Here is a 16,847-nt window from a genome sequence, read left to right as displayed (position 1 = left end):
TCCACACTTAATCCAGCGAATGGCGGCGTTCATGACGAAAGCCGTGCGAAGCCACTTGGCCGGGCCGCGTTGCGCCCTCGAGCAGAAGATTCCGTACCCGGCCCCGCGCCCCCGAGAAGGTGGCGCGCCAGGATGGCCGAGGGCGCGGAACGCGCAGGAGAAAAGCGATGACCTTTTATGTCGTGGCCCGTCTCGACCAGTTGCCCGAAGACCGCGGCACCCGGGTCCAGGTCGGCGCCGAAGCCGTGCTGCTGGTTCGCACCGGCGATCAGGTCCGGGCCTACCAGGCCGATTGCCCTCACGCCGGGGCGCCCCTGGAACAGGGCGCGGTGTATCAGGGGCGCCTGATCTGCCCCTGGCACAAGGGCGCCTTTGCCTGCGACAGCGGGCGGGTCTGCGAGCCGCCGCCCCTGGCGAGCCTCAAGCGCTACAAAGTCGACATCCGCCATGACAATCGGGTCTGGGTTGCCGACCAGCCCATGGCCGAACCCGCTCCGCCACGGCAGGCCGACTCGCGCCGGCTGCTGGTAATCGGCGCCGGTGCCGCCGGGGCCGCCGCGGTAGCGACCCTGCGGGCCAAGGGTTTCGCCCGGAACCTGACCTGGATCGACAAGCAAGCGCGGCCCGCCTATGACCGCACCGCCCTGAGCAAATACGTGCTGGCCGGCGAGATGCCGCCGGATGAAGTCCCGGCCCTGCTCGAGCCGGAGTTCTATCGCAAGGCCGATCTACAGGTGCTGCAGGCCGAGGTCCTGCGCCTCGACCCACGTCGGCGACAGATCCTGTTGGCCGACGGCCAGCGCCTGGACTACGACGCCGCGCTCCTGGCCACCGGCGCCGAACCGCGCCTGCCGGCCATCGAAGGCGCCGACCTGCCGGGGGTGTTCATGCTGCGCTCGCGGGAGGATGCCGCGCGCCTGCTGGAACAGGCCCGCCCCGGTAAACGCGTGGCAATCGTCGGCGACAGCTTTATCGGCCTGGAAGCCGCCTCGGCCCTGCGCAAGCGCGGGCTGATGGTGCACCTGATCGGTCGCCACCCGGTACCGCTGCAACGCCAACTGGGAGAACGCATCGGCAGCGCCATACGGGCCCTGCACGAACGGCACGGGGTGATCTACCACGCCGGTTGCGAAGCCCGGGCCCTGGTCGGCGAAGGCCAGGTGCAACAGGTGGTCCTCGACAACGACCAGCGCATCGCCGTCGACCTGGTGTTGTTCGGCACCGGCGTCAGCCCTGCCACGGCCTTCGTCGCAGGCCTCGAACGCGCCGAGGACGGCTCGCTCAAGGCCGATGCCGGCCTGGCCGTGGCCGACGGCCTGTGGGCGGCCGGCGATCTCGTGAGTTACCCCTGCGACGGCCGCTCGCAGCGCATCGAACACTGGCGCGTGGCCCAGCAACAAGGCCAGCTCGCGGCGTGCAACATGCTCGGCGAGCAGCTGAGTTTCAGCGTGGTGCCCTTCTTCTGGACCTACTTCTACGACCAGACCTTCGAGGTGCTCGGCCACGCCCGCCGCTGGAACCAGATCGTCTTCGAGGGCGAGCCGGAGCAGTACCGCTTTATCGCCCTGCTGTGCTTCAACGAACAGGTGGAGTCGGTGGTCGCCTGCGAATACCCGCGGGCCATGGCCCTGTTGTCGCAGCGCATGCAGCGGCCGCTGTCGCGCAGCGAGGCCCTGGAGCTGATCCATGGCACGCCGGAATAACCTTGACCCGCGCCCATCCGCGCGCTGCCGACAACCACTCGGCAGCGCCATGGAACCCCCGGTAAAAGGCGATTCTCCAAATTCAGGCAGGGTCTCGATATCTCGGCCAGCGGCCGAGGCACCCGGTGCAAGGTGAATACCCATGGGCTCAGGTGTCTTGCCGTGGCCGGCCCTATGCAGGATTAAGGAGGACGATGCATCCATGAGCAGGACAGAACGAATCAACCGCGAGCTGGCGAACAACGCCCGGCTGTTTGCCGAAGCCGACCGCCTGGATGTCCAGGCCTATGAGCTGCTTAATACCGACCATGTCGACGACGACCGCCTGGCCCTGTTCAGCAGCGCCAAGCAGCGGGCCAACGAAAAATACCTGGAAGCGCGCAACGACTGGCTGCGCATCAAGCAGTTGATGGACGGCACCGACTGAAGCCCCCCGCGCCGGCGGGAAGATCCGGGATGCTGGGTTTGCGGTCGCTGCGTCGGAATGCCGCCCAAACCGAGCGCAGCCTCGCAGGCTCGGCAGCGGCTACAGGAACCACGTTGCCTGTGTAGCCGCTGCCGCAGGCTGCGCACGACCGCGCAGCGGGCGCTGGACCGGACACCGCGTTTTTCCAGGCAGACCACGGACTCAGGCTTTGCGGCAACTGCGTTGCCGTACGTAGCCTCGCGGGCTCGGCAGCGGCTACATCGCCCCCTGTCGTCAGGTCGCTAGCGGGCGTTTGCGCAGTTGTTCCAGCAGAGCCTGGAGTGGATGCTGCAGGCCCTGCCCCTCCTGGCGCTTGACCTGGCTGCGGCAGGAGTAACCATCGGCCAGCAGCCGGCCGCTTTGGCCGTGGCGGGCCACCAGCGGCTGCCAGGACTGCTGGTAGATCACCTGCGAAGTGGCCAGGTTGCGGGTCTCGTGGCCGTAGGTGCCGGACATGCCGCAGCAACCGCTGGCCAGCACTTGCAGCTTCAACCCCATGCGCGCGAACACCTGTTGCCACAGGCCGATGCTGCCCGGCTCATTGGTTTTCTCGGTGCAGTGCGCAAGGAACTGATAGGGCTCGGCCTCGGCGGTCGGGTTCGCTTCGGCCGATGCCTCACTAGGTACTGCAGGCAGCACCCGGGCCAGCCATTCCTGCGGCAACAGCACCTCCGGCGCCTGAGCCGCCCCCAGGGTCTTGCGGTACTCCTGGCGGTAGACCAGGGTCATCGCCGGATCGAGGCCGACCAGGGGCACGCCGCTGGCCTGCAGCTTCAGCAGCGACTGCGCGTTGTAGCGCGCGGCCCGGGCAAAGGCGCCGAGGAAGCCCTGAACCTGCAAGGGTTTGCCGTTTGGCGCGAACGGCGCGAGGTAGATCTGGAAGCCCAGGCGCTCGATCAGCTCCAGCCACTCGGCCGCGAGCGGCGTTTCGAAGAACCGGGTAAAGGCGTCCTGCACCAGAATCACGCTGCGTTCGCGCTGTTCGGCGGACAGCGCCGCCAGTTGCGCGGCGTTGGCCATGCGCACGTTGCGCCGGCGGCACACCGCCTGGAAATCCAGGGTGCTGAGCAACGGGCTGTCGACCATCCCCGCCAGGTGCTGGAGCGCCCGGCTCACCGGTGCCGCGCCGATCAGCGCGTTGTACAGCCGCGGCAAGCGCGCCAGATAGGGAACGCTGAACTCCAGGGAACCGATCAGGTAATCCTTCAGCGGGCGCAGGTAGCGGCCGTGGTACAGCTCGAGGAAGCGCGAGCGGAACTCCGGCACATTGACCTTGACCGGGCACTGCCCCGCGCAGGACTTGCACGCCAGGCAACCGGCCATGGCGTCGTACACCTCATGGGAGAAGTCCTCGCGCCCGCCCAGCCGCGCTGCGCTGTTGTAGACGCGCCGGGCCAGATTGGAAAGCCGCGCGCCACCGCCGTTCAGCACATCCACCCCCTGCTCGCCCTGCAGGCGCAGCCACTCGCGGATCAGCGAGGCGCGGCCCTTGGGCGAATGAATGCGGTTGCGGGTGGCCTTCCACGACGGGCACATGGCGTCGTCCGGGTCGAAGTTGTAGCAGGCGCCGTTGCCGTTGCAATGCAGGGCGCTGTCATAGCTCTGCCAGACGCGCTCGTCGATGGTGCGGTCGAGCTCGCCGCGCAGCACCACTTCGTCGACCCGGGTCAGGCGCGCCTCCGGCACCGAGGCCGGGGTGGCGATCTTGCCGGGGTTGAGCTGGTTGAACGGGTCGAACGCGGCCTTCAGGGCCTGCAGCGACGGGTAGAGCTCACCGAAATAGTCCGGCACGTACTGCGAGCGCAGGCCCTTGCCGTGCTCGCCCCACAACAGGCCGCCGTGCTTGTGGGTCAGCGCCGCCACCGCATCGGAGATCGGCCGGATCAACGCCGCCTGCTTGGGGTCCTTCATGTCGAGGATCGGCCGCACGTGCAGCACGCCGGCATCGACATGGCCGAACATGCCGTATTGCAGGCCGTAGCCATCGAGCAGCGCACGGAATTCGAGGATGTAGTCCGCCAGGTTCTCCGGCGGCACCGCGGTGTCTTCGACAAAGGGCTGCGGCCGCGCCTCGCCCTGGACGTTGCCCAGCAGGCCCACCGCGCGCTTGCGCATGGCGTACACCTGGTTCACCGCCTGGGCGCCGATGGCCAGGGTATGGCCCAGGCGCAGCACCGAATTGTCCTGCTGCAGGTGGCGGACGAAGGCGTCGACTCGCTGCTCCAGCTCTTCCTGGTCGTCGCCGCTGAACTCGATCAGGTTGATGCCCAGGGTCGGGGCGTCCGCCTGCTCCGGGAAATACCGCGCCACGCCGTGCCAGACGATGTCCTGCATGGCCAGCATCAGCACCTTGGAATCCACCGTCTCGATCGACAGCGGCTTCAGCGCCATCAGCGCCTTGGCATCGCGCAGCGCATCCATGAAGCCGGCGTAGCGCACGTTGACCAGGATCGAGTGCCGGGGAATCGGCAGCACATTCAGCCGTGCCTCGACGATAAAGCCCAGGGAACCCTCGGAACCGCACAGTACGCTGTTGAGGTTGAAGCGCTCTGGACTCTCGCGCAGGTGCGCCAGGTCATAACCGGTCAGGCAGCGATTGAGCTTGGGAAAGATCGCCTCGATCAGCTCGGCCTGGTGGTCGGCGATGTCCTGGGCACAGCGGTAGACCTCGCCGATCCGCCCGGGCTGCGCGGCCTCTTCGGTCAACTGGCGGTTGTCGATCGGCGCGCTGTCCAGGCGGCTGCCGCCCAGCAGCACGGTGCTCAACGCCAGTACGTGGTCGCGGGTCTTGCCGTAGGTGCAGCTGCCCTGCCCGCTGGCATCGGTGTTGATCATGCCGCCGACGGTGGCGCGGTTGGAGGTCGACAGCTCCGGGGCGAAGAACAGGCCGTGGGGCTTGAGGGCGGCGTTGAGCTGGTCCTTGACCACCCCGCTCTGCACCCGCACCCAGCGTTCCTCGACGTTGATCTCGAGGATCTGGTTCATGTGCCGCGACAGGTCGACCACGATGCCGTCGGTCAGCGACTGGCCGTTGGTACCGGTGCCGCCGCCACGGGGAGTGAGCACCACCGCGCGATGTTCCGGGCTCGCCGCCAGCCGCGCCAGGCGTTCCACGTCCGCGACATCCCGGGGGAAGACCGCGGCCTGCGGTAGCCGCTGGTAGATCGAGTTGTCGGTGGCCAGCACCGTGCGCAGGCCCAGGTCACGGGCGATCTCGCCACGAAAACCGTCCGCGGCCAGGGCGTCGAGGAAGCTTTGGTAGTGGGCCAGCGGGTCGCGTTCGGGGGCAAGCAGAGCAATCATCAAAATGGTTTCCAGGCAGAGAAAAGGCGCAGCGGTGCATGCAAAACACGTATGCTTGCACGCAGCCCGAGGGGCGGCGGCCAGCCGAAAAAGCCTATTTTCCTAAAGCCTTGCACCGTGGGCAAATGTATTTCATGTGCTTTTTTCATGAGTTTTATGAATGAACCCCAGACGTCTCACTCCGTCGATGTCGGTGCTGGTGGCCTTCGAGGCCGCGGCGCGGCATGGCAGCTTCACCAAGGCCGCCGAAGAACTGGCGCTGACCCAGAGCGCCGTCAGCCGCCAGGTCCAGGCCCTGGAGTCACTGCTGGAAGTGCCGCTGTTCAGCCGTGACGGCCGGCATATCGAGCTGACCGCCGCCGGCGCCCTGTATCACCACGAACTAGCGGCGGCCCTGGCGCGGATCCGCAACGCCACCTTGCAGACCATCGCCCACAAGGCTGGCGGCGGTCCGCTGCACCTGGCGGTGCTGCCGACCTTCGGCTCGAAATGGCTGCTGCCGCGCATGCATGACTTTTACGCCAGCCACCCGGGCACCCTGGTGCATATCCATTCGCGGATCGTCACCAGCGACCTGTCGAAAGACACCGCCGACATGCACGCGATCATCTGCGCCGGCACCGGCCACTGGCCCGGCTACGAGGCCCATCGGCTGCTGTCGGAAAAGCTCACGGTGGTGGCCAGCCCCAAGGCCCTGTCCGAGCACGCTTCGATGTCCGTCGCCGAGGTGGCCGGGCAGCTGCTGCTGAACGTGGTGTCGCGTCCCGACGCCTGGCCCGAGTGGTTCGAGCAGAACGGCTTGCATCCGCGGGCGATGCGCATGGGCCCGGGGTTCGAACTGACCGCGCACCTGATCCAGGCGGTGGTCGCCGGCATCGGCATCGGCCTGGTACCGCGCATCCTGGTGCAGGACGAGATCCACAGCGGCGAGCTGGTGGCGCTGTTCGAGCCGGTGGACAGCGGCCGCGGCTACTACCTGGCCTACCCGAGCCGCTATCAGCACCTGCCATCGCTGCAGGCGTTCAGCCGCTGGTTGCTGTCGATCCCCTTTCCCGACAGCTGACAGTCCCTTCGCTCAGTCGTACTCGGCCTCCTCATGCTCGCCCAGCAACCGCCGCTGGCGCGCCGAGGCCGCCGCCAGCACCTCGGGGTTGAAGCGCCAGTGCAGGTACGGCGAAAACTTCTGCGCCACCATGCGCCGGCCATAGTGCACCTGCAGCAGATAGCGGATGCGTTCGGCGCTGCTGTTCTCGCTGCCGGCATGCCACAGTTCGCTGCGAAACATCAGCGCGTCGCCAGCCTGGCACAGCACGGCCTGGGCAGTTTGGCCATGCCAATGTTCCTCGCCGGCCCGTGGCGGCCGCCCGGCGCGATGACTGCCCGGCACCACGCGGGTCGGGCACAGGTCCTGGTCGATATCGTCCAGGTACAGGTGGCAGGTGCAGATCTGCATCGGCAGCTCGAAGGCCGGATCGCTGAGCAGGCTGCTCGGCAGCTGCATCGCCAGGTAATCCAGGTGCAGGCCCATCCCTTGAAAGCCCGGATGGCAGCGCCAGGCGGTCTGGCCGATGACATGGCAATCGTCGCCCAGCGCCGCTTCGGCCAGCTCGATCACCCCCGGCAGGTCGAGAAACGCCAGCCACAGTGGGTCGCGGTTGAACACGCATTTGTAGTGTTCGAGCAAGCCGCTGTAGTCCCAATGCTGGGGCTTGAGGCCGTCGATAGCGCGGCGCAGCAGCTGGATCTGCAACCCGTCGAGCACTCCGGGCAGCAGCACGAAACCCTCACTGTGCAATGCCCGCAGACGCTCGGCGGTCAGTGCTGACGGGGGTTGAACGTGGGTCATGGCGGGCTAGTCGATGGGGCCGATATTGATCAGCCGGTCGCTACCCAGCCCCGGCACCCTGGCCAGCACCCCGACCGGCGTGGCGGCGGAAAACTCGATGACATAGCCCATGCCGCTGCCGTCCTCCTCCATGGCCACCACCCAGCGCGCCACTTCGTCGGGGTTCAGGCTCAGCGCCCGCGCCACCCGGCGTTGACGGCGTTCCTCGAGCGTTTCGTCCAGGGAGTCGTCGTTCATCTGGCTCAACCTCCGGCGGATAGCAGCCCCTCCGGGCCTGGTGCGGCCCTTACAACGGCTGTGAAAATCATTGTGGGCAAAAGTTGAACCCCGCTCCGTGCGCCGTGACGAACGGCAGCGTTTAGCGCCAGAAATGGATCGCCGGTTTTATCGCCGGCCCACAAGCGAGTTTTCTTTCGAGCGTTTCAGAAAGGGCCTAAAGCGCCGCACCGGGGTGGCCCCCTAGCATTCGTGGCCTATCCAGAAGCCGGGGCCGCTCATGCATTTACTGATTTGCGCTTACTGACATGCGCTTATTGAAAGCCTCCGACCGGCAGGCATGGAACGCGCACGATCCGTATTTCGCCGAAGCCCAGGTGCGCATGGCCCTGCAACACAACAGGTCAAGCCTTGAAGGGTTGGACGAGCTGTTGCGCGAGCACTACAGCATCCACAGCGACCGGGAAATTCTGGCCGCCGTCAGAAACGGCGACTGGGTGCTGGTCACCGACAACTCCAGCGCAGGAATCGGCAACCTGCTCTGCCCCGCACCCGAACCGCAGCCGGTCTACCTTCGGCCAGATCCCTGGCCCGATCCCGTTCCCCGCACCGACCTGGTCTTCGCCAAGTCCATCAGCAGCGTCCCCTGGGGCACCACCCAGGCCGGCAGCGCCAGCGAGCCCGCGGGCAATTTCGGCAAGACCATGCTGATGGCCTCCTCGGCCACCGAGGTCGGGCTCGGCAGGGTCGCCGGCGAACGGCTCCTCAGGAGCTTCGCCTGGTCAGTGCAGATGGCCGGCACCGCGGCCAGGACCCTCGGCGGCCCGGCGGGACAGGTGCTGCTCCTGGCCATGACCCCGACCCGGCTCGGCGACGACGCCTTCTACAGCGAAGAACAACTGCGCGAGCTGCGCGCCGCCACTACCCGGGTGCGCTTCCAGTTCCGTCGCGACAGCCAGGGCGCGCTGCAAATCCATGGCATCCACACCAGCGCCCAGTCGGGCCAGGACAGCGTCCCGGTGATCAAGGCCCACTGGAACGCCGACAAAAACGCCATGCAGGCCCACCTCGGCACGCTCACCATCACCTGGACACCGCACAACGGCCCGGTGGTCACCGCCCCGACGCCCTACCCGGGCGTGACCGACGAACTGGCCAACCTCATGGTCCACCCCATCGCCGAAGGCGGCGACAGCCAACTCCAGGGCGCGCCCCTCGACGAGTTCAAGGTCGAAGACTGCATCATCACCTTCCCGATCGGCAGCGGCCTGCGCTCGTTGTACCTGGTCTTCGCCAAACCCATGGTCAACCCACTGGAAGTCGGCCCGGCGAATGATCTTTCCAGTAGAAGCGCCAAGGATGGGTTGGATATTGATCACATACCGTCGCAGAAGGCGTTGGAGTTTTTTTTGAATGAAAACGTTCCGGGCATACCCGAAGCAAAAATAAGGAAACACCTACTGAAAGCCCCCAGCATTGCAATTCCCCGGAAGGTGCACCAAAAGTACAGTGAGACGTATGGCGGTAGAAACAACAAGGCCCAGCAGGCTAAGGATGCCGCTGACCTGCACACAGCCGTAGACAGCAACCTCGAAGCCATCAAACCCTTCCTGCTTGAAGAAGGCTTCACCGAAGAGCAAGTCGAAAAGGCACGAAGCGACCTGCATAACCTCCATCAGGAACAAGGCTGGTATTGATATGAACGCTGCAATGATCGATGACTTGGTCAAAAACCTCGGGCGCACTTACCCCGAAATGATTGCCTCAGGAATGTATCTACCAGGAGGGCCACCAAAGGGCATCTTTGATGACAGCGACAGGGTGACAGTGTCGCCGGAGCCAGGGATCGAATTGGGTTTTTGGGCCAGCACTCAACGTTTTGAAAACCTGTTCATTACCTTTCTTGAGGGTTTTGAAGGAGAACCCATATACCGAGGGAGCCTTCCCTACCAGCTCAAAACGAAGATGAATCAGGCGTGGGTTAAATCTCAATATGGCGAGCCGCTGGAGTCAGGAGCGCCTTATAGAGTTCCTATCTCCGGCATGACAGGCGGCTGGGATAGCTATCGTTTTCCAGGCATGTCCAAGAGCGTCCATGTGTTGTTCAAGTACACCGTTGAAATGGAAGTGGAAGGTATCGTCTTCAGGCTGAACGAAAGATCACATGCGTAGTTTTGCAGGAGGTACCGTGAGCGAGGAAATGAACGCCGTCATGATCGATAAGCTGGTTAAGAGTCTTGGCCGCACCTACCCCGAGATGATTGCCTCTGGCATGCATCTTCCGGGAGGTCCGCCAATGGGTATTTTCGAGGACAGCGATACCTTATCGATGGCCCCTGAGCCAGGTCTTGAAATGGGGTTCTGGGCCAGCAATTTACGGTTTGAAATTTTCTTTATCAGCTTGCTCGAAAGCTTCGAGGGAGCATCCACCTACGGGAGAGGACTGCCCTACAAACTTGAAACTCGAATGAGCCAACAGTGGGTACGATCCCGTTTCGGAGAGCCTTTTGCATCACGAGCCCCCTTCAAAATGCCCATTCGAGGTATGACAGGTGGGTCTGATACCTATCGTTTTTCGAGCATGCCTAAAGAGACTCAAGTGGTTTTCAAATACAACGGCGAAATGGAGGTTGAAGATGTAGTGTTCGAGCTGAACGAAAGATCACAGGCTTAGTTCTGCTGGGACAATGCTGGTCTTTGGTATGAACGCCGTATCCCCTCCGGGAAGGTTTTTCAGCTGAGCAGGATGCGAAATTACAAGCCAAGAGGAAGATGGCATGACAGTAGATAAAGCCTGTCCGGTAGTGCTACGGAGCAGTGAAACGCTAGAAATCTTGGCGTTTGAGCATCCGCTGGCAGGTCTGCAACTGGTCAAGGGTAGCGTGGAACCCGGAGAGTCAACCGAGATGGCCGCTGCCCGTGAGCTGGTCGAGGAAGCCGGGATTCAAGGCAAGGTGGTACGAGATTTGGGGGCGTGGCGCTCGCCTATAACCGGACAGATGTGGGCACTCCATGAGTGCCATGTCGCGCAGGACCTCCCTGATACCTGGGTTCATCATACTGAGGATGATGGAGGGCATGAGTTCAGGTTTTTCTGGCATCCATTAATGAGTGAGCCCTCTGAAGCCTGGCATCAAATGTACAAAGATGCCTTGGGGTTCATAAGACTTAGTCTCGCAAAAGCACCCATGGAGAATTGACACTCAATCCGGCCATCTCACTCGCCCGCCCCCTCCCCTCAATGCCCCCGAATATAGTGCTCCAACTGCCGAATCAGGTCCGCCTGCTCGACAATCGCTTCCTTCACCAGATCACCAATCGACAGCAAGCCAATCAGTTGCTCGCCGTCCAGCACCGGCAGGTGGCGCAGGTGGCTGTCGGTCATCACGGCCATGCAGCGTTCGATGCTGTGCTGGCTGTCGGCGGTGACCACGGGGGCGCTCATGATGGCGCGGACCGGGGTGCCTACCGATGAACGGCCTTGCAGCACCACCTTGCGCGCATAGTCGCGTTCGCTGATGACGCCGACCACCTGCCCGGCTTCCATCACCGGCAATGCGCCGACGTTTTTCTGCGCCATCATCTGCAGTGCTTCGAGCACCATCTGGTCCGGGCCGATGCTGTGCACCTGGCGGTGTTCCACGGCCTTCAACTTCAGCAACTGAGCAGCGGTTTTCATGGGCGTCTCCGATACTTGAGCAACAGGGGTTCCGGCCCCGCGCCGGGTGGCGCGGAGTCAGGCATGCATATAGGTTGAATCGTGGATTGGCTAAGGCGCGCGGCTTAGCGCACGCCGATTTCCACCACGTCGCCACGCAGCCGCGCCGGCCAGGTGCGCAGGCGTTGCTCCGGGTATTCCAGGCAGGTGCCGTCGGCCAGGCGGAAGTGCTGCTTGTACAGGGGCGAGGCGATCACCAGCTCATCCTTGATGCAGCCCACCAGGCCACGCCCGATCACGTTGGCGCCGGACTGCGGGTCGTGGTTGTCGATGGCGTAGAGGGTCTGCTGCGCGGCATCCGGCAGGTAGATCAGCGCCACCTGGGCGCCGTCGTGCCAGACCACCACGCCGCTGTGGCTAACCAGGTCCTGGCGGCTGCACACCGCCTGCCACTGCACGCCGGGCTGCTCGACGAATCCACTTTCGATAGGTTGCAGGCTTGGCGACAGGCTCATCAGAGCACCTCCTCGGTGACAGGGATCAGGTTGAGTTCGGCGGCCATGATCGGCCGGCGCTGGCCGCGTTCCTCGACAAAATGAATGTCCGGGTCGGGGCGCTGGTCGTTGACGAAGGTGCGGAAGCGCTTGAGTTTTTCCGGGTCCTTGAGGGCGTTGGCCCATTCGCATTCGTAGCGGTCCACCACCAGCTGCATCTGCGCTTCCAGTTCGGCGCCCAGCCCCAGGCTGTCGTCGATCACCACCGCCTTGAGGTAATCCAGGCCGCCCTCCAGGCTTTCGCGCCACACCGAGGTGCGTTGCAGGCGGTCGGCGGTGCGGATGTAGAACATCAGGAAGCGGTCGATGTAGCGGATCAGCGTCTGGTCGTCGAGGTCGGTGGCGAACAGCTCGGCGTGGCGCGGGCGCATGCCGCCGTTGCCGCAGACATACAGGTTCCAGCCGTTCTCGGTGGCGATCACGCCGACGTCCTTGCTCTGCGCCTCGGCGCATTCGCGGGTGCAGCCGGACACCGCGAACTTCAGCTTGTGCGGCGAGCGCAGGCCCTTGTAGCGGTCCTCGATCTCCAGGGCCATGCGCACGCTGTCCTGCACGCCGTAGCGACACCAGGTACTGCCCACGCAGGACTTCACGGTGCGGGTCGACTTGCCATAGGCATGCCCGGTCTCGAAACCGGCGGCGATCAGCTCGGCCCAGATATCCGGCAGCTGGTGCAGCTGGGCGCCGAACAGGTCGATGCGCTGGCCGCCGGTGATCTTGGTGTAGAGCTCGTATTTCTTCGCCACCTGGCCGATCACGATCAGCTTGTCGGCAGTGATCTCGCCACCGGCGATGCGCGGCACCACCGAGTAGGTGCCGTTCTTCTGCATGTTGGCCATGAAGGTGTCGTTGGTGTCCTGCAGCGGCACCAGGGAGCGGTCCATAATCGGCTGGTTCCAGCACGAGGCGAGGATCGAGCCCACCGCTGGCTTGCAGATATCGCAGCCGACGTGGCCACGGCCGTGCTTGGCGAGCATCTCGTCGAAACTGAGGATGCCCTCGACCCGCACCAGCGCGTACAGCTCCTGGCGGGTATAGGCGAAGTGTTCGCACAGGCTCTTGTCGACGCTGACGCCGCGGGCAATCAGCTCATGCTCGAACACCTGCTTGAGCAGGCCGGCGCAGCCGCCGCAACCGGTGCAGGCCTTGGTCCGGGTCTTGAGCTGGCCGAGCTCGGAACAGCCACCGTCGATGGCCGAGCAGATCGCCCCCTTGGTCACGTTGTGGCAGGAGCAGACCGTGGCCGATTCGGGCAAGGCGCCCGGGCCGAGGGTCGGCGCGCCGGCGCTGGACGGCAGGATCAGGCCGGCCGGTTCGGCGGGCAAGGCAATGCCGTTCTGCATGTATTGCAGCAAGGTGTCATAGTAACTGTTGTCGCCCACCAGCACGGCGCCGAGTACCTGCTTGCCGCTGGCATCCACCACCAGGCGCCGGTAGCTGGCGGTGGCCTCGTCGATGAACTGGTAGCTGCGCGCGCCCGGAGTCAGGCCCTGGGCGTCGCCGATGGAGCCGACATCCACCCCCAGCAGCTTGAGCTTGGTCGACATGTCCGCGCCCATGAAGGGCTCGCCCGGCTCGCCGCACAGCTGCGCGGCGACGCTGCGGGCCATCTGGTAACCCGGGGCCACCAGGCCGAAGAGGCTGCCGTTCCAGCTGGCGCACTCGCCGATCGCGTAGATGTGCGGGTCGCCACTCAGGCACTGGTTGTCCACCACCACGCCGCCGCGCGGGCCGATCTCCAGGGCGCAGTCGCGGGCCAGGGCATCCTGGGCGCGAATCCCGGCGGAGAACACGATCAGGTCGGTTTCGAGGAAGTCGTCGCCGGCGAAGTTCATCCGGTAGCGGTACTGCTCGCCGGCGCTGATCGACTGGGTGCCCTTGCCCAGGTGCACGCCGACGCCCAGGGCTTCGATCCGCGCCTTCAACGCGCGACCGCCCTGCTCGTCCAGCTGCACCGGCATCAGCCGTGGCGCGAACTCCACCACATGGGCTTCCAGGCCCAGGCTCTTCAAGGCGTTGGCCGCCTCCAGGCCGAGCAGCCCGCCGCCCACCACCACGCCGCGCCGGGCATTGGCGGCCGCGGCGCGGATGGCGTCGAGGTCTTGCAGGGTGCGATAGACCAGGCGCGAGTCGCCTGCGGCGCCGTCGATCGGCGGCACGAAGGGATAGGACCCGGTGGCCAGCACCAGCTTGTCGTAATGCACCGGGCCGGCGGCGGTGATGACCTGGCGGTGCTCGCGGTCAATGCGCAGCACCGCCACCCCCAGGTGCAGGGTCAAGCCCGGGGCCTGGTACAGCGCGGCATCGCCCAGGGCCAGGGATTCGGCGTCGCGACCGCTGAAATACTCGGACAGGTGCACCCGGTCGTAGGCGCGCATCGGTTCTTCGCTGAAGACGTGCAGGCGGTACTGCTCGAGGGCGCCGCGCGCCACCAACTGTTCGACGCAATGATGTCCGACCATGCCGTTGCCGATCACGATCAGGGTTTTGTGTGTGTTCAAAGGGGCAACAATGGCATTCATAAATAGCACCCGACCCAAGCCAATCACGGTTTTTTAAAGCAAAAAAAAAGCGCCTGAAACCTTACGGTTCCAGGCGCCTTTGCCTGTTATTTGCGGTGTGCGATCGGGCTGCTGTGCCTGACTCACCGAGTGCCCATGGCCGGTTGGCCGATCGATCCGCGTTGACCGAGGGGGCGGCCCGCCCGCGACATGCGCGGTGGGGCGTTAGCGGCTGTCTTGCAGCCTTTGTGCCAGGCTGCGCCGCACGCCTTGAAAGGCCGTGCTGGTGGGGTTGCGCGGTCATTCTGCAAGGCTCCCGGATAGCCTGCCCTGGGCCAGGAATCGCCTTAGCCTGGTGCAAGGCCGGAGCCGCGAGCCTTATAAAAGTGCAAACCCGGCCGGTTCGCCGACGCGTCAGCGGGTGGCGGCCAGGCGCTGCAAGAACGCCGCGCGCCGCTCGCGGTCCTGCTCTTCCTTGGCCAGCAGCTCTGGCAACAGCGCCTCGGCCCGTTGCCCGTCGAGGATGAACACGCCGTCGTCGTCGCCGATGGCGATATCCCCCGGGTTGACCCGCACCCCGGCCACTTCGATAGGCAGGTTGACCTCCCCCCGCTCGCCGATGCCGCGGGTGGTGTAGGCGCTGACGCCACGGCTGAACAGCGGCAGGCGATGCTCGCGCAAGGCGGCGACATCGGTGACCGCGCCCTCCACCACCACCCCGGAAAGGCCCTTGATCAACCCGGCCAGGGTGCGCAGTTCGCCCCAGCAGGCGCACTCCTGATCGCCCACGCACTGGATCACCAGCACATCCCCCGGTTCGCTGAGCAGCAGCGCGTCGCGCAGGATGGCGCCATCCGGGGCGAAGACCTTGGCCGTCACCACATTGCCGAGCATGCGCAGGCCGTCGAACAGCGGACGGATGCCGCGCAGGTAACCCTCGTCGCCAAAATGGCCGAGGGTCGAGGGCGCGATACCGTGGTAATGCTCAAGCAAGGCGGCGCTGGCGTGGTGTTGGCGGGGAGCGATCATCGGCATTTCCTCGGGCGCAACAGCGGACAGGTGGAGCAGTATTCGGCCGGTTCGGTGGCCTCGTAATAAAAGCAGCAGGTGCGGCGAAAGCGGATGCTCTTGCCCTCCTCCAATTGCGTCGGCGGCCGGCGGAAGTGCCGCAGCGGGTTGTAGTCCAGGCCGAACAGCGCTGGCGCGGCCTCTTGCAGCAGCCAGTCGAAGTCCGCCTCATGGCGCAAGCGGATCAGCGGGTCCTCGACCTTGCCCATGCGTTTTTCGTACAGCGAATAGACCCGCACCGCAGTGTTTTCCCAGAGGATGCGCCGGGAAATGCCGCTGACCCGGTTGAAGGTCTGCCACAGCGGCGCCAGCAGCCCGGCGAACAGCACCTCGACAATTGCCGAGCGCCAGGCGTCGCGTTCGCCTGCGGCATACGCCTGGGGCGGCCGGTCTGCCAGCGGCATCGACGACGTCCAGAGCCCGTCGTCGTGGCCGTACTCGATCACGCAGTCGTCCAGGGACAGCAGCAGGCCCTGGTCGCACACCGACATGGCGTACAGGCAGGCGCCGGTGGCGAGGAAGGAAAAACGCTTGGCCAGCAGCGAGGCGGTGATCGCCCGGGTCGGCGAACCGATCACCGGCCCCAGCTGGTCGAGCAGCGCGATACAGGTTTCATCGTCGAGCAAAGCGCGGGCGCTGAGGGAGCGCTGGCGGTCGCGTTGGGCCATGGGTTTCAGGCGCAGCGGCCCGGATAGCACGCTCCAGTCTTGCGGGTTGAAGGCGGCTTGCAGGTTCATCGCGGCAGTTCCCGGCCAAAGGGAATGCACAGCGGCGTGCCGAAAAACGGATCGGCGATGATCCGGCAGTTGAGGTCGAACACCTGCTTGACCAGTTCCTCGGTCAGGATCTCCTCGGGCCGGCCCTGGGCGAACGCGGTGCGCTGGTGCACCGCCACCATATGGTCGGCGTAGCGGCAGGCCAGGTTGAGATCGTGCAGGACCATGACGATGGTCTTGTTTTCCTGGCGATTGAGCTCGCGCAACAGGTCCAGCACTTCGATCTGGTGCGCCAGGTCGAGAAAGGTGGTGGGCTCGTCGAGCAGCACGATCTCGGTGTCCTGGGCCAGGGTCATGGCGATCCACACCCGCTGGCGCTGGCCGCCGGACAAGGCGTCCACCGGCCGCTCCGCCAGCGCCTGCACGCCGGTCTGCAACAGGGCGCGCTCGACCATGGCTTCGTCCTGGGCCGACCATTGCTGCATCCAGTTCTGGTAGGGATAACGCCCCAGCGCCACCAGCTGGCGCACGGTGATGCCTTCGGGGGCGCTGGGCATCTGCGGCAGGATCGCCAGTTCGCGCGCCACCGCCGCGGTGGATTTGCGCTGGATATCCTCGCCATTGAGGATCACCGAGCCCTGCTGCGGCTTGAGCAGCCGCGCCAGGGATTTGAGCAGGGTGCTCTTGCCGCAGCCGTTGCTGCCGATCAGCACCGATACCTGGCCCGCCGGCAGTTGCAGGTCCAGCCCGTCGATAATCACCTGGCGCTGATAGCCCAGGGTCAGTTGCTGGGTTGCCATCGAGGACATCGGGAAT

Annotated in this window: 16 protein-coding genes; 7 read left to right on the top strand and 9 right to left on the bottom strand. The window is 65.1% G+C overall.

The window, feature by feature from the left end:
* The first annotated feature begins 167 nt into the window (after window positions 1–167).
* On the top strand, window positions 168–1,703 hold the full coding sequence (locus tag AC07VU_RS27740) for an FAD-dependent oxidoreductase (RefSeq protein WP_495030848.1): 1,536 nt from the start codon (window positions 168–170) through the stop codon (window positions 1,701–1,703).
* A gap of 202 nt (window positions 1,704–1,905) precedes the next feature.
* Window positions 1,906–2,130, top strand: coding sequence for a hypothetical protein (locus AC07VU_RS27735; protein ID WP_007925467.1), 225 nt, complete (start codon window positions 1,906–1,908; stop codon window positions 2,128–2,130).
* Window positions 2,131–2,403: 273 nt separating this feature from the next.
* Here the strand turns inward: AC07VU_RS27735 and ydiJ are convergent, their stop codons facing one another.
* Entirely contained in the window at window positions 2,404–5,472 is a 3,069-nt protein-coding gene (gene ydiJ / locus AC07VU_RS27730) for a D-2-hydroxyglutarate dehydrogenase YdiJ (protein WP_277588782.1), read from the bottom strand.
* 160 nt (window positions 5,473–5,632) lie between these two features.
* Here ydiJ and AC07VU_RS27725 point away from each other — a divergent pair, with 160 nt between their 5' ends.
* Window positions 5,633–6,535 carry a LysR substrate-binding domain-containing protein gene (locus tag AC07VU_RS27725; protein WP_277588781.1) on the top strand — a complete coding sequence of 301 codons (903 nt, stop codon included), beginning with the start codon at window positions 5,633–5,635 and terminating at the stop codon, window positions 6,533–6,535.
* A 12-nt stretch (window positions 6,536–6,547) separates the two neighbouring features.
* Here AC07VU_RS27725 and AC07VU_RS27720 read toward each other — a convergent pair whose 3' ends face one another.
* Together AC07VU_RS27720 and AC07VU_RS27715 are read right to left on the bottom strand one after the other, a co-directional pair.
* The gene (locus tag AC07VU_RS27720) at window positions 6,548–7,318 is read right to left on the bottom strand and encodes a phytanoyl-CoA dioxygenase family protein (RefSeq protein WP_495030847.1); all 771 of its coding nucleotides are present in this window, start codon (window positions 7,316–7,318) and stop codon (window positions 6,548–6,550) included.
* Between the two features lie 6 nt (window positions 7,319–7,324).
* Window positions 7,325–7,555 (bottom strand): hypothetical protein, encoded by a 231-nt coding sequence (locus AC07VU_RS27715; RefSeq protein ID WP_007925461.1) that lies wholly within the window; start codon window positions 7,553–7,555, stop codon window positions 7,325–7,327.
* Between the two features lie 287 nt (window positions 7,556–7,842).
* Here AC07VU_RS27715 and AC07VU_RS27710 point away from each other — a divergent pair, with 287 nt between their 5' ends.
* The 4 genes from AC07VU_RS27710 to AC07VU_RS27695 all read left to right on the top strand — a co-directional run bounded on the left by AC07VU_RS27710 (window position 7,843) and on the right by AC07VU_RS27695 (window position 10,734).
* On the top strand, window positions 7,843–9,231 hold the full coding sequence (locus tag AC07VU_RS27710) for an S-type pyocin domain-containing protein (RefSeq protein ID WP_495030846.1): 1,389 nt from the start codon (window positions 7,843–7,845) through the stop codon (window positions 9,229–9,231).
* Between the two features lie 13 nt (window positions 9,232–9,244).
* Window positions 9,245–9,706: a DUF6392 family protein gene (locus tag AC07VU_RS27705; protein WP_277588778.1), complete on the top strand. Its 462-nt coding sequence runs from the start codon at window positions 9,245–9,247 to the stop codon at window positions 9,704–9,706.
* A 28-nt stretch (window positions 9,707–9,734) separates the two neighbouring features.
* The gene (locus AC07VU_RS27700) at window positions 9,735–10,208 is read left to right on the top strand and encodes a DUF6392 family protein (protein WP_277590005.1); all 474 of its coding nucleotides are present in this window, start codon (window positions 9,735–9,737) and stop codon (window positions 10,206–10,208) included.
* Between the two features lie 103 nt (window positions 10,209–10,311).
* A complete protein-coding gene (locus AC07VU_RS27695) occupies window positions 10,312–10,734 on the top strand; it encodes an NUDIX hydrolase (protein ID WP_277588777.1) in 423 nt (140 codons plus the stop codon).
* Window positions 10,735–10,772: 38 nt separating this feature from the next.
* Here AC07VU_RS27695 and AC07VU_RS27690 read toward each other — a convergent pair whose 3' ends face one another.
* From AC07VU_RS27690 to AC07VU_RS27665, 6 genes are all read right to left on the bottom strand, one after another.
* A complete protein-coding gene (locus tag AC07VU_RS27690) occupies window positions 10,773–11,213 on the bottom strand; it encodes a CBS domain-containing protein (RefSeq protein WP_102679772.1) in 441 nt (146 codons plus the stop codon).
* Window positions 11,214–11,317: 104 nt separating this feature from the next.
* A complete protein-coding gene (nirD, locus tag AC07VU_RS27685; protein ID WP_087090888.1) occupies window positions 11,318–11,707 on the bottom strand; it encodes a nitrite reductase small subunit NirD in 390 nt (129 codons plus the stop codon).
* The gene (gene nirB, locus AC07VU_RS27680; RefSeq protein WP_495030845.1) at window positions 11,707–14,268 is read right to left on the bottom strand and encodes a nitrite reductase large subunit NirB; all 2,562 of its coding nucleotides are present in this window, start codon (window positions 14,266–14,268) and stop codon (window positions 11,707–11,709) included. Before nirB ends, nirD begins: the two co-directional genes overlap by 1 nt.
* A 393-nt stretch (window positions 14,269–14,661) precedes the next feature.
* Window positions 14,662–15,276: an RraA family protein gene (locus AC07VU_RS27675; RefSeq protein ID WP_277588774.1), complete on the bottom strand. Its 615-nt coding sequence runs from the start codon at window positions 15,274–15,276 to the stop codon at window positions 14,662–14,664.
* Window positions 15,273–16,052 (bottom strand): IucA/IucC family C-terminal-domain containing protein, encoded by a 780-nt coding sequence (locus tag AC07VU_RS27670; RefSeq protein ID WP_495030844.1) that lies wholly within the window; start codon window positions 16,050–16,052, stop codon window positions 15,273–15,275. The genes AC07VU_RS27675 and AC07VU_RS27670 overlap by 4 nt, the downstream gene beginning before the upstream one ends.
* A complete protein-coding gene (locus AC07VU_RS27665) occupies window positions 16,049–16,840 on the bottom strand; it encodes an ABC transporter ATP-binding protein (protein ID WP_150051348.1) in 792 nt (263 codons plus the stop codon). The genes AC07VU_RS27670 and AC07VU_RS27665 overlap by 4 nt, the downstream gene beginning before the upstream one ends.
* Between the last annotated feature and the right edge of the window lie 7 nt (window positions 16,841–16,847).

The sequence above is a fragment of the Pseudomonas sp. GW821-FHT02B10 genome (assembly GCF_059421865.1).
This window is presented reverse-complemented; position numbering and strand designations above follow the sequence as displayed.

Coding starts and splice junctions, on each gene's coding strand:
- AC07VU_RS27740 (WP_495030848.1), top strand. CDS start 168: ATGACCTTTTATGTCGTGGCCCGTCTCGACCAGTTGCCCGAAGACCGC.
- AC07VU_RS27735 (WP_007925467.1), top strand. CDS start 1,906: ATGAGCAGGACAGAACGAATCAACCGCGAGCTGGCGAACAACGCCCGG.
- ydiJ (WP_277588782.1), bottom strand. CDS start 5,472: ATGATTGCTCTGCTTGCCCCCGAACGCGACCCGCTGGCCCACTACCAA.
- AC07VU_RS27725 (WP_277588781.1), top strand. CDS start 5,633: ATGAACCCCAGACGTCTCACTCCGTCGATGTCGGTGCTGGTGGCCTTC.
- AC07VU_RS27720 (WP_495030847.1), bottom strand. CDS start 7,318: ATGACCCACGTTCAACCCCCGTCAGCACTGACCGCCGAGCGTCTGCGG.
- AC07VU_RS27715 (WP_007925461.1), bottom strand. CDS start 7,555: ATGAACGACGACTCCCTGGACGAAACGCTCGAGGAACGCCGTCAACGC.
- AC07VU_RS27710 (WP_495030846.1), top strand. CDS start 7,843: ATGCGCTTATTGAAAGCCTCCGACCGGCAGGCATGGAACGCGCACGAT.
- AC07VU_RS27705 (WP_277588778.1), top strand. CDS start 9,245: ATGATCGATGACTTGGTCAAAAACCTCGGGCGCACTTACCCCGAAATG.
- AC07VU_RS27700 (WP_277590005.1), top strand. CDS start 9,735: ATGAACGCCGTCATGATCGATAAGCTGGTTAAGAGTCTTGGCCGCACC.
- AC07VU_RS27695 (WP_277588777.1), top strand. CDS start 10,312: ATGACAGTAGATAAAGCCTGTCCGGTAGTGCTACGGAGCAGTGAAACG.
- AC07VU_RS27690 (WP_102679772.1), bottom strand. CDS start 11,213: ATGAAAACCGCTGCTCAGTTGCTGAAGTTGAAGGCCGTGGAACACCGC.
- nirD (WP_087090888.1), bottom strand. CDS start 11,707: ATGAGCCTGTCGCCAAGCCTGCAACCTATCGAAAGTGGATTCGTCGAG.
- nirB (WP_495030845.1), bottom strand. CDS start 14,268: ATGAATGCCATTGTTGCCCCTTTGAACACACACAAAACCCTGATCGTG.
- AC07VU_RS27675 (WP_277588774.1), bottom strand. CDS start 15,276: ATGATCGCTCCCCGCCAACACCACGCCAGCGCCGCCTTGCTTGAGCAT.
- AC07VU_RS27670 (WP_495030844.1), bottom strand. CDS start 16,052: ATGAACCTGCAAGCCGCCTTCAACCCGCAAGACTGGAGCGTGCTATCC.
- AC07VU_RS27665 (WP_150051348.1), bottom strand. CDS start 16,840: ATGTCCTCGATGGCAACCCAGCAACTGACCCTGGGCTATCAGCGCCAG.